7 protein-coding genes are annotated in these 15,349 nt (G+C 55.1%); all 7 read right to left on the bottom strand.

The window, feature by feature from the left end; genetic code table 11:
- Positions 1-59 precede the first annotated feature (59 nt).
- Positions 60-1,520, bottom strand: a complete 1,461-nt coding sequence (locus IKP20_07780) for a DUF2130 domain-containing protein (GenBank protein ID MBR4504851.1) — start codon at positions 1,518-1,520, stop codon at positions 60-62.
- A gap of 290 nt (positions 1,521-1,810) precedes the next feature.
- On the bottom strand, positions 1,811-3,949 hold the full coding sequence (locus tag IKP20_07775; protein ID MBR4504850.1) for a DEAD/DEAH box helicase: 2,139 nt from the start codon (positions 3,947-3,949) through the stop codon (positions 1,811-1,813).
- The gene (locus tag IKP20_07770) at positions 3,946-5,247 is read right to left on the bottom strand and encodes an ATP-binding protein (protein MBR4504849.1); all 1,302 of its coding nucleotides are present in this window, start codon (positions 5,245-5,247) and stop codon (positions 3,946-3,948) included. The genes IKP20_07775 and IKP20_07770 overlap by 4 nt, the downstream gene beginning before the upstream one ends.
- A gap of 11 nt (positions 5,248-5,258) precedes the next feature.
- Positions 5,259-7,397, bottom strand: a complete 2,139-nt coding sequence (locus IKP20_07765) for a hypothetical protein (protein MBR4504848.1) — start codon at positions 7,395-7,397, stop codon at positions 5,259-5,261.
- Positions 7,398-8,846: 1,449 nt separating this feature from the next.
- Positions 8,847-11,327 carry an excinuclease ABC subunit UvrA gene (locus IKP20_07760; GenBank protein MBR4504847.1) on the bottom strand — a complete coding sequence of 827 codons (2,481 nt, stop codon included), beginning with the start codon at positions 11,325-11,327 and terminating at the stop codon, positions 8,847-8,849.
- A 534-nt stretch (positions 11,328-11,861) separates the two neighbouring features.
- Entirely contained in the window at positions 11,862-13,769 is a 1,908-nt protein-coding gene (gene htpG / locus IKP20_07755; protein ID MBR4504846.1) for a molecular chaperone HtpG, read from the bottom strand.
- A gap of 111 nt (positions 13,770-13,880) precedes the next feature.
- Entirely contained in the window at positions 13,881-15,323 is a 1,443-nt protein-coding gene (locus IKP20_07750) for a UvrD-helicase domain-containing protein (GenBank protein MBR4504845.1), read from the bottom strand.
- Positions 15,324-15,349: the final 26 nt, after the last annotated feature.

Genomic DNA, 15,349 nt, shown 5'->3' with positions numbered 1-15,349 from the left:
GGTTTCTCCCCATTTTCTTTCTTATCCTTTCGAATCGATTCCGTTGCCTTCTGGCTATTTCAATCGCTGTCCTGCTTCAGGTCCTCGAACTTCTTCGCCATCGTCGGATTGTTCCTCGTCAGCTTCTTGATGGAAAGGTCCTGGGCCTTGTCGTTGGCCAGTCTGAGCTGTCTTTCGGATCCGATCAGTCCCTCCTTCACTTTCTGAAGGTGGTCGATGGTCTTGTCTATCTCCTCGATGGCTTTGGAGAACTTCTCGCTCGCGATGCGATAGTTCCTCGAGAATCCGTCCTTGAAGGCGTTCATGTTCTCTTCGAAATGGGTGATATCCAGATTCTGGTTCCTGACCACCAGCAGCTCCTGCTTGTATTCCAGAGAGCTTCTCGATGCGTTCCTTATCAGGGTGATGATGGGAATGAAGAACTGCGGCCTGATGACGTACATCTTCGGATACCTGTACGAGACGTCTACGATGCCCGTGTTGTACAGCTCGCTGTCGGGTTCCAGCATGCTGACAAGCACCGCATATTCGCATCCCTTTTCGTTGCGGTCTTTGTCGAGCTCTTTGAAGAAGTCCTCGTTGCGATGTTTGCTGGCTGTCTGGTCGGCTTCGTTCTTCATCTCGAACATTATGCTGGCGAATTCGATGCCGTCCAGGGATTCCCTGAATATGTAATCCCCTTTAGAGCCGGATTTGGAGATCTCGTTGTCCTTCTCGAAGTAGGCGTTCTGGAACCCGGCGGGGCGGAGCTTGTTGAATTCGTTCTCGCAGAATCTCTCTAGCGATTCCCCGATCATCTTGGTGCTCTGCCTTGCCTTGAAATCTTTGTAGAACTCGACCTCCTCATCCTTCGCTTTCAGCTGAGCTTCGTACACGCTTTTCATTCTTTCCTGTTCGATCTTCTTAGTGATCTCGTCCTGTTCCATCTTGGCCTTGAGATCGGCTATCTCCCTGTCTTTGGAGTTGATCTCCTCTATCTTTCTGTTCTCGGCTTCCGACAGCGCCAGCTTTTTCTCGCTGTCCCATTTCGATTGTTCGGCCTTCAGCTCCGCTATCTCCGCATCCTTCTTGAGGATCGTATCATTCTTGGCCTCTTCCGCGGACTTGACGGCCATCGTCTTCTCCATCTCGAAGCTGCCGATCTTCGCTTTCAGCTCCGCGATATCGGAGCCCATTTTCTGGATTGTCCTGTTTTTGGCCTCTTCCGCGGACTTGACGGCCATAGTCTTCTCCATCTCGAAGCTGCCGATCTTCGCTTTCAGCTCCGCTATTTCCAAGTCTTTCGAGCTGATCTCTTTGGTAAGCTCTTCTCTGGTTTTCGTCAGGAGTTCGGAACGGATCTTCTCATCTTCGGCTTTGATCAGGGATATCGCATCGGCTTTCTCTTTCTCGTAATGCTGAACGCGGTACTCCATCTCTTTGGAGAATTCCGCATCGCGAACCTGGCTGACAATCTTGCCGTAGTCTGATTCGTCGATCTGGAACAGAGTTCCGCAGTGGGGGCATCTGATTTCTGACATGAGCATGGATAGTCTGTCCAAAGCATAAGTATCATACTGAAATCGGCCTTTAAGCGGCTGTCTTTCCGTCTTTGAAACTCAGCAGAAATAGTCAGATTTCGTCAGCAAATCGGTTTGAATTTATGGCAGGCGATAATTACAAAATCAGCCTGGACGCCTTTTTCACCATAGTGCTATCATCATCGCATCTGTCCAGAACTTTTCATAGAACTATAGTGATTACGATTGCTGAAAGCTATGGCTTATGATATGTGTGAGTAATCATACTATAGTGCTATATGCCAAACTGCTCAGAAATCCCTAAGAACATCCAGATACGAGAAATCCAGCTTGTCTTCGGCCAAAGATTTCATCAAAAGATCTTCTGGAACATAGCGGTCGTATTTCCCGAATTCCAGCCTGTCATCTCCGATGAGGTCGGCGGCGAAACGTTTGTCGGAATACCTTTCGATGTATTCCAGAAGCTCTCCCCAATCCAATTCGGTCATCACGTCAGCGAAATAAGGCGGCCTTTCCAGGACCTTGTCGCATACCATCCTCAGGACTCTGCACAGGGTATCGAACGCTCTCGTCCCGATCCAGGGGTAGATGCGATACCCATAATCAGTTTCCACTATGCCTTTCAGCATTTCTGATTGGATCGCCATCCTTCTGCTCGCCGAAAGCTCTTCCGAGGCCGACGCGTCGAGGAAACCGTATCCTTCATCCGAGGACAGGATCTCCCGCATGCGCTCCATAATCCTGTTGTCGGTTTCCGGCACCCCGGATTTCCACAGGGTGTCCGCGGATCCCTCGGTCTCCTCCACTTCCACGGAGCGCGATTTCCCGTTGATTTCCACGACCTTCCAGATTCTTCCGGCCAGCTGGATCAGGTCTCCCTGCTTGGGCATCTCCTGGATGGTGCCCACCCCTTTGCCGTCGCAGCTGACCTCTATCTCCTTTTTGACGGTGAATACGGAGCAGAAATCCCTGTCCGAAGAGATCTTCTCTCCTTTGTCGGTGATCAGCAAGGTCCCGTCGTCCATCTTCATGATGATGCCGACGGAGATCATGTATCTGACCAGCTCGGCGTATTCTTCCTTCTTTATGTTCCTGAACGGATACATCGGCAGGACGTCGGAGAGAAGCCGGGAGAATTTCGTCCCGGTACCGTGCCTCATGCATTCCATGGTCTGATGGAACAGGAGACCATACGGCAGGGAAGGCTCCGATTCGGATTCGGTCCAGCCCTCTTCGGCCAGCGTCGCTATGGCTATGCCTTTTATCAGGTCCATGGACACGCCCTCGACCGATGACCACCATTTCTCCTGGTCTTCCCGGCAGAACATCCTCATGATCTGGGCGCCGCCTCTTCTGCCTGAGCGCCCCATCCTCTGGACGAAGCTGGAGCAGGTGTATGGGGTATCGATCTGGATCACCGCGTCCAGGGATCCCACGTCGATCCCAAGCTCCAGGGTGACGGTCGAAACGGTCACCGTTTTCTTGGAAGGGTCCTTTAGGTTTTCTTCGGCCGATTTTCTGAGCTCCTTGGATATGCTGCCGTGATGGACGTGGATGACGTCGGGATCTTTGGCGTCCTCGGCCATCTTCTTGAGGGATCTGGCCGTCCTTTCCGCGGTGACCCTGCTGTTGGTGAACACAATGCAATTCCTGCCGCGGATCTCTTTGTACAGTAGCTTATAGAACGAGTTGACGGACTTCTTTCTCGGGTTGGGATCCTCTGCGGGCGAAGGGAAGCGGCTGTAGTAGATGATGAGATCTCTTTTGGCCGTCGGCCGGTCGGTAACCACCGCCGTTTCCCTTCCTGTGTTGGCTGATAACCATTCCGCAACGGATCCCGTATCTGCGATGGTGGCAGAGAGGCCTATCCGTCTGGGCTCGCAATGGGCCAGCATATCAAGTCTCTCAAGGCAGCACAGAAGCTGTTGGCCGCGGTCCGAGCCCATGAATGCGTGGACTTCGTCTATGATCACGAATCTCAAATCTCCGAACAGCCTCTCCAGATCCTCCGGCCTGGAAGCCACGATGTTCTGCAGGGATTCTGGGGTTATCTGCAGGATCCCGGAGGGCACTTCCAGGAGCTTCGCCTTGGATTGGAGGCTTATGTCCCCGTGCCAGCCGGTGACTTCGATGTAGGAATCCTTCAGCATCGGCTCCAGCCTTTCGAATTGGTCGTCGATGAGCGCTTTCAGCGGCCCCACATAAAGGGCTCCGACGCTTCTGGGCGGGTTGCTGTATATCGACGATATCGCCGGGAAGAGGGCGGCCTCGGTCTTTCCGCTGGACGTTTCCGATGATATCAGAAGGTGGCGGTCCGTCCCGAAAAGGATGTCGAACGCTTTCTCTTGGACGCTTCTGAATGATTCCCAGCGGTTGGCATGGATGTATTCGCGGAGGAACCACGGGAGGCTGTCGAATCTGTCGGTCATATCTCCAAATCATCGATCAGGTCGTCGTCCGGGTTGCGATCGGGCTCCAAAGTCCTTCCAGTCACAAGATCCTCGAATTTCGCGTCCGGATTCTGCTTCAGGACGTCCAGCAGGCTGATCAGATCTCTGGTTATCTCTCTGGGCGTGAGCATCGACGCCGATACCGACGACAGGATCGCCGCGAGGTATTCCTTCAGGTTCTCGTCGGTGACCTTGGATGCGTACTCGTATTTCTGCTCGTGCAGGTTCCTGATGGTCCTGAGCAGGACGTAGATCTCCTCGTTGGTGAGCGGGCGCAGCCTTATGACCGGGCCGAGGAAGTTGTCGTAGCCGTTCTCGTATCTGCCGCCTACCAGCCTGGATCTGAGGGCTTCGTAGCTGTAGAGCCCGCGGTTCGGGTCCTCGATGAATTCCGGGGTGCCGCACATGTACACGGACAGATGCGACGATTTCCCCTGCATTATGTCGTTGAATATCGAGAGGATGCGTTCGTAGTTGTTGTTCCTGGCGACTTTGTTCTGCAGCTTGTAGAGGACGACGGCCTCGTCGAGGAAGACTATCAGCCCTTTGTATCCGATATTGACGGCGAATCTGGCCCAGAGCTTCACGAATCCGTACCAGTTGTCGTCCCCTATGGTCGAATCGACGCCGAGCAGCTTCCTAGAATCCCTCTTCAGCTCGATCTCACCCTTCAGCCATCTCAGCGCGGGGATGTCGTCCTTGCCTTCGGAGAGGTCCTTCCAGTAGCTCAGCAGGGCCTTGGCGAAATCGCGGCTGTTCTGAAGGCCGCCCAGATCTGCAACGGATTCTTTGAGGATGAGTTCCACCGCGTCGTCGTCCGGCTTCTTACCGAGTTTCTTTGTAGCTTCTTCGGTGGCCGCGTCGATCCATTCCTGCAGGACGCTTTCGATCGCTCCGCCGTCCGGGCGGGTGCGGACGGCCATGTTCTTTATCAGCTCTTTGTAGGTGTTCAGGCCTTCCTTTTTGGATCCGGTGAGCCTGCGGCTGTCGGCCAGATCCGCGTCCATGACCACGAATCCTTTGTCCATGGCGTTGGTGCGTATCATCTGGGTCAGGAAGCTTTTCCCGTTTCCGAAGCGGCCGGATATGAATCTGAATGCTCCGCCACCTTCCGCTGTGTCCTCCATGTCGCGCACGAAGGTCGCCGTCTCGGCTTTCCTTCCCACGGCTATGAATTCCAGGCCTCTGCGCGGGACTACGCCCGAGGAAAGCGCGTTCATCATTATGTTGAGCGTCCTTTTGGGGACTGCCGGGGTCTTTCCGCTGTCGTCTTCCATTTCCTCTCCTTTCAGCAAACAGTTTCTTTGAGTTTCTGCGCGTAATCTTCGATGGCGGTGCCGTTGTCCAGGACAATATCCCCTATTGTGTCGGCTGCGGCAGAGTTGACCGCCCTCTCCAAGGTCCTGTTGACCTTCGTCCCTTCAAGGCATTCTTTGGCGTATTGTTTCTGTTCCTCGGTGAGCATGGCTGCGAAGTCTTTCCAGGGGTCTCCCGTTTTTTCCACTATAGTCTTAATTTCTATATTCACTATAGTCTTACCAATATCCAGGGGCTCATCTTCGACTTCCGCGCCCAGCATCTTCGCGATGTCTCTGAGGTCGTTCTCCGCCTCCTCTATCGCTGACATATCCAAGCGCATATTGGCCATGGATTCCCTCCGCTTTTTGCTCTCCCTTTCTTTCAGGGCTATGAGAGTTGCTTCGCACACAATATCGCGGTTATTGGAGCCGAATCCGGAGGGGCAGCGCGGGCATTTCTCCCCGGAAATCGCGGCGGACGCGATTTTGCAGATGGAAGATATGATCCTGACGAAATCTTTGTTTCCGGGGCCGAAAATCTTCACATCCACGGAGATGGGCATGCCTGCGAATCCTTCGAACGTCGATATGGTCTGGGTGATCGTCCTCATGTCCGCTATGGTGCTGAGCCTCGAGCCTTTGGAATGGAGCAGCTTCAGGGAGGCATTGACCGCATCGGTTAGGGCGGGATCGTCCGATTCTCCGTCCCAGCAGCGTCTTATCTGTTCCGATGACAGGTCTCTTGGGGGTTCCGAAAGAAGCGCGCGCGTCGTCAGAGCTTCGACGCGGACGAGGTCAGAGTATCTGTCCAGCTCCGGGGGATTTAAATCGTCGATGAGGCACAGCTCAATGATTGCGTTGTCTATTCTCTTGTCAATGGGCGAATCCGAATTGTTTTTGCAGAGCGTGAGCGCATGGATGGCTGATTCTGGGTCGAGCGACGGGTCGCAGAGGATCTCCTGGGACAGAAGCCATGAGAATCCGCGGCATCTGCCGATCGTTTTCTCTCCCCTCAGAACGCTGTCTTTCCAGGATTGGTATTCGCCGAACATCCCAAGGGTCATACTGGAATAGCACGGTTCCGGAGGGGGGTTGGAGTCGATCCTCCCGGTCGAAGGCACCATCACCATGCTGTATTCCCTCATCCTCGACTGGAAACGGTAGCTGGGCCATACCCCATCCTTGCGATGGGCCTCGAATCTTCCGTTATGGCTGTGCATCGTCTCATCCCATGGGGACCCGGTTTTCCTGTACGGCGCGGTTATCTCGCCGAGGGTTCCGTTTTTGTGCGCTTCTATGCACTTTCTGAGGGTTGCAGCGTATTTTCCGGCCAAGGAATCGATGTCGTCATTTCCGGCGAGGTACAGCACGCAGGCTTTGTGCAGCTTTTTGGTCAGGTCCACGAATATCTCCGAGTTTTTGATGTCCCTGCACCTGAATCTCAGTTCCTTAGGGATGTACCAGATGTCGTATGCGAACGGGTATTTTTCGTAGGTATCCAGAGGGCGCGCGCAGAGGCTGAGGATCCCGTTGGGCTTCTGCCATCTCCCTATCTCATGGAGGGCGGCGCTGACTATAATGGCCGTTTCATCTGCGTACTTGTCTATTTTGGTCCCTTTGCGGCCGGTTATGAATCTGATGTCTTCGGCGGACAGCGGGACGAATTTTTCGGAAGACAGGATCATGCATATTCTGAGGGTGCGGAGGCTTCTGTTCAGGGCCGGATAATCCGATATCATCATGTGGTTCGAGGCCTGGTGGAATGCGCTGGTTGCCGTGAGAATGTAGTCCACGGCATTGTTCTGCCCTTTGTAGGCTTCGATCATCCCTCTGAAGCACCTGTCGGCCTCTTCCGGGTCATCATTCACCAGCAGGAGCTCCATCGAATGCAACCATATGTATCCGGAATCTGTGTCTCCGTAGAGCCCATCGAAGACGTCGGACCTCCAATGGAGATAGTATCTCAGGCGTTTCCACTCCAATTCTCTGTACCCCGGATGGAGGATCAGGCTGGGGACATATTCGCAAGGCTCCCCTCCGTATCTCCAGTACTTTTCCATTGCCTCAATGGTAAGATCCATCGCGCGGCCTTCCTTGAATGAATCGTCTGGGTGTATTTTTCCTGCCATCTATTGTCTCCGATGCGCGGGCGGTATCGTGTTTTGCTTATAAATTATCATTTATTATCTCATGTGTGACGAATTCTGTTTCCGTTTACGCGGAGAATCCTGTCAGCTCCCCATAAACGGTCGTCCAGAAGGGTGAGCGTGCTGAGCGCCAGCCACCTCCGCCGAAAGAACCCTATACGCTTCGGTCAATCCTGTTCCGGTGAGAGGGGCGGTTCCCATATGGAGCAGATCATAATCCACGTCGATATGGACGCTTTCTTCGCTTCCGTGGAAGCCCGCGACAATCCGACTCTGCGCGGAAAGCCGCTTATCATCGGTTCCCTTCCCACCGAAAGGGGCGTCGTCTCGACATGCAGCTACGAGGCCAGGAAGTTCGGCGTGCATTCCGCTATGAACATAAAGGACGCCTATAAACTCTGCCCGGACGGCATTTACATGCATCCGAATTTCGCCAAATACAAGGAAGTCTCGGATAGGCTGCATGATATCTGGGATTCATATGCTTCGGCTTCCGAGACCGTGGCATTGGATGAGGCATATCTGGATGTCACCGAGATCGCCGGCAATTTCGATCGGGCGAGGGAGATCGCCAAGGAGATAAAGCGCCGCACCGCCGCGGAGCTGGGCCTTACATGCTCTGTCGGTTTGGCGTATTCCAAGGCCGCGGCTAAGACTGCCAGCGAGGAGAAGAAGCCCGATGGGTATTATGAGATTCTGACTCCCCAGGATTTCATGGATCTGGTCATCGATCGCGATGTCAAAGTTCTTTTCTCCGTCGGAAAGAGGACCGCTGACAAGCTCTATGGCGCAGAGATATACACCGTCAGCAATCTTTTGGACAGGGAAGACGAAGTCATCGAGCTACTGGGAAGGCAAGGGAGCATTCTGATTCAGCTGGCCCGCGGGATAGACGGCAGGAAAGTCATTCCTTACAGGCCCGAGGACGCCAAGTCCATCAGCCGCGAGCTCACGTTCCAGAGGGATGTGCACGATTACAAGCTTCTGGAGGACGTCCTTCTGCTGATGTCGATGAGTGTGGTAGAGCGTGCCAAACGGCACAGGCTCCACGGCAACGGCGTGGTGCTGAAGATCACGTTCTCTAACATGAGGAGCATCACCAGGTCCAAGGCCTCTGTCCGCTGCGACGATGCTCTGTCGATACATCGGGCGGCCGTCGGGCTTCTTTCCACGGTTAAGAAGCAGGGCGTGAGGCTCATCGGCGTCGGGATCTACAATCTTTCCAGCGGAAGGACCCGCCAGACAACTTTGGATGAGGATTTCGGGTCCGGCCCCGCGGATTCGGACGCGGCTCTGGAGGACGCTCTGAAGGAGCTCGGCAGACGTTACGGAATCGATTTTGTCGGCGACAGGGGATACATGCATCGCATGGAGGATCTCCACGGTCTGGCCGAGGAGATGAGGCTCCGCAGGATATTCGGGCGATCCTTATCAGATGTATTTTCCCGTGATGCTGGCAGGGTTAGCTTCGACCTCTTCCGGCGTGCCGGACGCAACTATCGTCCCGCCCTCCTCCCCTCCGCGCGGCCCCATGTCGACGATATAATCGGCGTTCCTGATGACGTCGAGGTCATGCTCTATCACTATCACAGTCGCCCCGGATTCTATCAGGGTCTGGAAGATACCCATGAGCACCTCCACATCCAGAGGATGGAGTCCGATGGTAGGCTCGTCGAACACGAAGATGGCGTCTCCCTGCCCTTTCCTGAGTTCGCTGGCAAGCTTCAGGCGCTGGGCTTCCCCTCCGGACAGGCCCGGCGTGGCTTCGCCTAAGGTGAGGTATCCCAAGCCTACGTCGCGCAGGGTCTGCAGTCTCGAGCAGACCAGCGGCATGTCCGAGCAGGCTTCCAGAGCTTCGTTCACGCTCATGCCCATGATCTCAGGCAAGGAATGCGAATCTCCGTTCTTCGATCTTCTTATGAGCTTGTGCGCTTCCTGGCGGTAGCGGGAGCCTCCGCAATCTGGGCATGGCATGTTGACGTCCGCCAAGAACTGTATGTCCAAGCTCACGGTTCCGGTGCCGTCGCACGTGGGGCATCTCATCGATCCGGTGTTGTACGAAAGGTCTCCGGCTTTGATGCCTTCGCTTCTGGCTTCCGGCGTTTTCGCGAAGGCTTTGCGTAGCTCGTCATGGACGTCCGCATATGTGGCCACGGTGGAGCGGACGTTGATTCCGATGGGAGCGGCGTCGATGAGCCTGACGCGGGCCATCCCATTGGCGGAGATGGACTTGACATGAGGCGGCAGTTCTTTCCCGGAGAGCAGCGCTTCCAAAGCGGGGACCAGGCTGTCCAGGACCATGGTGGTCTTGCCGCTTCCGGACACTCCGGTCACCACGGTCATCCGGCCCTTGGGGATCCTGACTTCCAGCGGTTTGACTGTGTGGATAGCCGTAGTGGACATCGATATCTCGCCTTCCGAGAAGATGGCGTCTCTTGACGCGCGAGGGCGCAGTGTGCGGTTTTTGTCCCTTAGGAACGGCCCGATCTTCGAGGCTTCGTTTCTTTCAAGATCTTCGACCGTCCCTTGGGCGATGACCCTTCCGCCATCAGCTCCGGCTCCCGGTCCCAGCTCGATCATCCAATCGGAGCGGGACAGCACCTGTGTGTCGTGGTCGACCAAAACGATGGTGTTCCCGTCGGAGACGAGGTCGTCCATGACTCCCACCAATCCCTCGATGTTGGAAGGGTGGAGGCCTATGGAAGGCTCATCGAGCACGTATAGCACTCCTGTGGTGCGGTTGCGGACGGATCTGGCCAGCTGGGAGCGCTGCCTTTCGCCGGTGGATAGGGTGGACGTCGGGCGGTCCAGGGAAAGGTATCCCAATCCCAGGTCCAGCAGGCGTTTGGAGGCGTCGGCGAAGGATTCGCATATGCTCTCCGCCATCGGGACCATCTCCTCGGGGAGCGTCCCGGGCACTCCGGCCACCCATTGAACAAGCTCATCGAGAGTCATCTCGCACGCCTTATCCAGAGAGATCCCTCTCAGCAAAGGGGCGCGGGCCGCCTCGCACAGCCTAGATCCGCCGCAGCTGGGGCAGACTCCCATCTTCAGGAATCTCTCCACCCTTTTCATCCCCTTCTCGTCTCTGACTTTTGACAGGGCATTCTCCACCGTGTGCACGGCGCTGTAATATGTGAAATCCATCTCGCCGGCGTTCCCAGATTTCTCGTTGTAATACAGGATATGTCTCTTCTCTGCCGGCCCGTGGAAAACGATCTCCCTTTCCTTTTCGGTGAGATCCCTGAACGGGACGTCGGTGCGGACCCCCATATCCCTGGCCAGATCCTTCATTAGGGACCACATCAAAGTCTGCCATGGCGCTACCGCCCCCTCATCGATCGTCTTGGATTCGTCGGGAATCAAAGTGGATTCGTCCACTTCGTATGCGACTCCGGTCCCATCGCATTTCCTGCAGGCGCCGGTGCTGTTGAATGAGAGCTCCTCCGCGCTCGGAGGCGTCACAATCTCTCCGCATATGGGGCATTTTATCTCGAACATGGCGGCGAAGTCTATGCTCGGCTTCAGATAGTGGCCGTTGGGGCATCTATGGTTCGCCAGCCTGGAGAACATCAGCCTCAAGCTGTTGAGAAGTTCGGTGGAAGTCCCGAAAGTGCTTCTGACCCCTGGGATCCCGGGGCGCTGATGCAGCGCGAGAGCCGCAGGGACGTAGCGCACATCATCGACGTCGGCCCGGGCGGCTTGGGTCATGCGCCTTCTGGTGTAAGTGGAAAGCGACTCCAGATAGCGTCTGGAGCCTTCCGCATACAGAGTCCCGAGGGCCAACGAAGATTTGCCGGATCCAGACACGCCAGCGATCCCGACTATTCTGTTGAGCGGAACGTCGACGTCGATGCTTTTGAGGTTATGGATCCTGGCTCCGCGCACTTCGATGCGATCGGGAATCTTCATGGCACGCGCTATGCACGTTAGATTAATAAACGGAACGTTACTGCACGCGGCTTTTGAATAGCCGCTTTGATTTCAGCTCAGCCTCATCCATGTGTGAGAAGTTCTTGGAATCCAGTCTTTTTCCGTCGAGTGATGTATTGTGAATTCTTCGCACAGCTACGACAATTCGGGGCCTGAGCAATCTGAAAGGAGGTGAAAATCCTGGATGATGAAAAGGACCAGGAGTACACGCAAAATTTTTCCTGGTCCTTGGGGTTCTGCGCCTCATCGCTGAACTCTTAAGGCTCGCCATCTAAAGGCGAAGTAAACTTCTTTCGGCCGTTCAGGGCCGGCAGAAATCTGAGCATCTATTATAATTTCAAGTTTAATTCCATCGTATCGCCGCATTTACGCACGGAATGAGTGGCTCATGTACGAACCGTGTGTTCAGCACAATAGCCTCCATTGCTTTGATACGAGGCTTAGAACAGTGCGGCGGAACCAAAAAAGCCGTTTTCACGGTAGAAAGGTGCCGGGAGAGCCCCGGCGTTTGTATCAGAAGAATTTGAAGACCAGGTCGGAGTATTCCATGATATCGTCCACGGGCATCCCGGCGATGAGCAGCGCTTGGACGTACATGATGTTAGCCATGTCCTTGGCTTTGTCCCTGTCCTCTTCGTAAGCTTTCTTGAGGGATTCGAACGCGGGGTGCGATCCGTTGATCTCCAGGATGCGCTTGGCTTTGATCTGGTTAATGTCAGAACCGCCGGGTATGCTGGCGAAGTATTTCTCCATCTCCAGCGAGACATCGCCCTCGGTGCTGAGGCAGACCGCGTGGCTTTTGAGCTTGCGGGAGAGCTTCACCGACGAAACCTTGTCTCCGAGGGTCTCCTTCACGAAGTCGAGTATCTCCTTTTCGCTGCTCTCCTTCTCGTCGGCCTCTTTCTTCTCTTCTTCGGTCTCGATGCCGAGGTCGTTTCCGGATATGTCGCAGAACTCCTTCTCATCATAAGCTCTGAGCGTGCGGATAGCGAATTCGTCCACGTCCTCGGTCATGCAGAGTATGTCGTACCCCTTGTCCCTGACCTGCTCGGCCTGGGGCAGCTGCTTGGCGCGGGAGATGCTTTCTGCCGACGCATAATAGATTTTCTCCTGGCCTTCCGCCATTGAATCTTTGTACTCTTTGAGGGTGATGAGCCTGTCCTGGGCCATCGAGTGGAACATCACCAGGTCTTTGACAATATCAGAGTTGGCTCCGTAGTCTTCGACGATGCCGTATTTCAGCTGGGTGCCGAAGCTCTTGTAGAATTCCAGGTATTTGTCGCGGTCATCGGCGAGAATGGTCTCGAGCTCTTTCCTGATTTTCTTCTCGATGTTCGCTCTTATCATGCCCAGCTGGCGGTCGTGCTGGAGTATCTCCCTCGAGATGTTCAGGGAGAGGTCGGGGGAATCCACCACGCCTCTCACGAATCTGAAGCAGTCTGGGAGGACATCCTTGCATTTCTCCATGATCATGACGCCGTTGGAATAGAGCTGGAGCCCAGGCTCGAAGTCGCGGCTGTAGAAGTTGTACGGCGCCACCCTCGGGATGAAGAGCATTGCCCTGTAGCTTATGGCGCCTTCTGCGTTGATCCTGACGACGGAGACCGGATCCTCGTAGTCGTGGAACTTGTCCTTGTAGAACTTGATGCAGTCCTCGTCGGAAGCGTCGCTCCTGGGGCGCTGCCAGATGGGCACCATGCTGTTGACCACGGTGTCTTCCAGATGGGTTCTCCACTCTTTCTTGGGCTTGCCGTCCTCGCCGGTCTCCCCGGTCTCCTCCATCGCCCCTTTCTCGAGGGTCATGTGGATCGGCCATCTCACATAGTCGGAATATTTCTTGACTAGCTCTTTGAGCCTGTATTCGTCGATGAAATCGGAGTAGTTCTCGCCGTCCGCGTCAGGTTTGATGTGCATCACGACGTCGGTTCCCCAGCCATCTTTCTGGCATTCCTTGATGGAGTATCCGTCGGCTCCCTCGCTGACCCACATCCATGCCTGGTCGGATCCGTAAGGCTTCGAGATGACCTCGACCTTCTCGGAGACGAGGAATGCGGAATAGAACCCGACGCCGAACTGCCCTATGATGTCTATATCGGATTTCTCTTCCATGGCCTTCTTGAAATCCAGGGATCCGCTGTGCGCGATGACTCCGAGGTTCGCGTCCAGACTCTCTTTGTCCATTCCGATGCCGTTGTCCGAGACGGTTATCGTGCGGGCGTCTTTGTCCCAGGAGACGACGATCTTGAAATCCTCCCTGGCGACGGGAAGGTTGTCGGTCATCGATTTGTAATGGAGCTTGTCGATCGCATCCGACGCGTTGGAGATCATTTCCCTCAGGAAGATCTCCTTGTGGGTATAGATGGAATTGATCATCAGATTCAGGAGCTGCTTCGATTCGGATTTGAACTGCTTCTTCGCCATATCCAAGCCTTCTTCCGCTCTGCGGATAATAGTGCGAAGTACTAACAGATGTTATATTTATACTTTATTATAAAACCAATTATCAGTCGGAGGCGGACAAGGTCTTGGCCATCATCCTTCGCTTCTGAGACCCAGGCCAATCCATCGCAGCCCTTTGAACGGCAGGGTGCCTTTGCATGCCGGATAATTGAGGCAGCCGTAGAACGCCGTCTTCGGGGAGTCGCGGATCATCATCGGCCCGGCGCATTGCGGGCAGCAGGGCGTCGATTTCTCCAGCATTCCCAGGTTGTCCGAGATGATCTCGCTCATGAACGGCGAATCCGACGAGAGGGCGCTGTCTCCGGGAGCCATTCTGTTGACCATGAACAGCTTTTTTCTGGCTCTGGTCATCGCCACGTAGAACACCCTGCGTTCCTCGGCGTATTCTATCCCCTCTTCTCTTCCGGCGAACAGGATGCCGAAGTCGTCCTCGACGTCGTTGGGGAAGCCTCCGCGCTCCCTGTCGGCCAGCAGGAAAACCACGTCCGCTTCGAGCCCTTTAGAAGAATGCGCGGTGAGGTATGTCAGATCCCTGATGGGCTTCCATTCTTTCGTGGTCTCGTCGTATTCCCTGTAAACCACTTTCACCGACCCGGAATCCGGGTTCGCAGGATCGAAGAGGAACGGCCCGTTGCCGAATCCCAGCGCGAAGAGGTCCTTGCGCGTGCGGCCTATGATGAAGACCGAGTCCTCGGGATCCACATATTCCAAGCGGTTGGCAATCATCTTCGCTATGTCTTTGTCCGCGGACACCGGCAGAAGCTGCACCGGGGGGATCCTGGTCGCCGGGAGCCCTTTTATGACCTTCCTGATCTGCGCCGGATTCTTCGACACGAAGCGGTTCGTCATCTCCACCATCTGCTTGGGGGACCTGTATGTCTTCTCGATCTTTGAGATCTTCATGCTCCCCCATCCCGCCCATATCAGGCGGAAGTCGAACATCTGCCACACGTCCCCTCCGCTGAAGGAGTATATGCTTTGCCAGTCGTCACCGACGCAGAACAGCCTGAAGCGCATTGCGCCTCTCAGGGCCTTCACCAGATCCACCAGGATCTTCGACACGTCCTGGTATTCGTCGATCAGGACGGCTTCGTAGCGCTTGCCGGCGAACCCTCCCCTGCGGACGATGTCCGTCGATTGTATGACCATGTCCTCGTAGTCTGCCAGATCTCCTTGCGCGCAGGCCATGGAATACATGTCCCAAACCCTGTCCAGAAGATTGATCTTGATCTCCGCGCCGCCGCGGACGGATGTGGGGTTCCTTCCGTTGGCCCTGAGCAGGTCGCGGATGCTCTTGCCAGCGCATTTGCATCTGGATATCAGGTTTCCCAAGGATTCCGGTACTTTGAGCCCCCATGCCTGCATGACGTTAGAAGCCAGATCGTTGACGTTCAGCGCTTTCATCGGCACTTTCTTCGCCTTTAAGATTGCCCATGCCTCTTCCGGATCTCTTCCGGCTTCCGATACGCCAGAGGAATCGGAGTAAACCTTGAACGACGAATTCTTAAGCTTCACCGTTATGAAGCCGGGTTTGCTGTCGG

It is taken from the genome of Candidatus Methanomethylophilaceae archaeon, assembly GCA_017524805.1.
Lineage (GTDB): Archaea > Thermoplasmatota > Thermoplasmata > Methanomassiliicoccales > Methanomethylophilaceae > Methanoprimaticola.
Note: the sequence above shows the minus strand (reverse complement) of the source record. Positions and strands in the feature narration are given on the sequence as shown.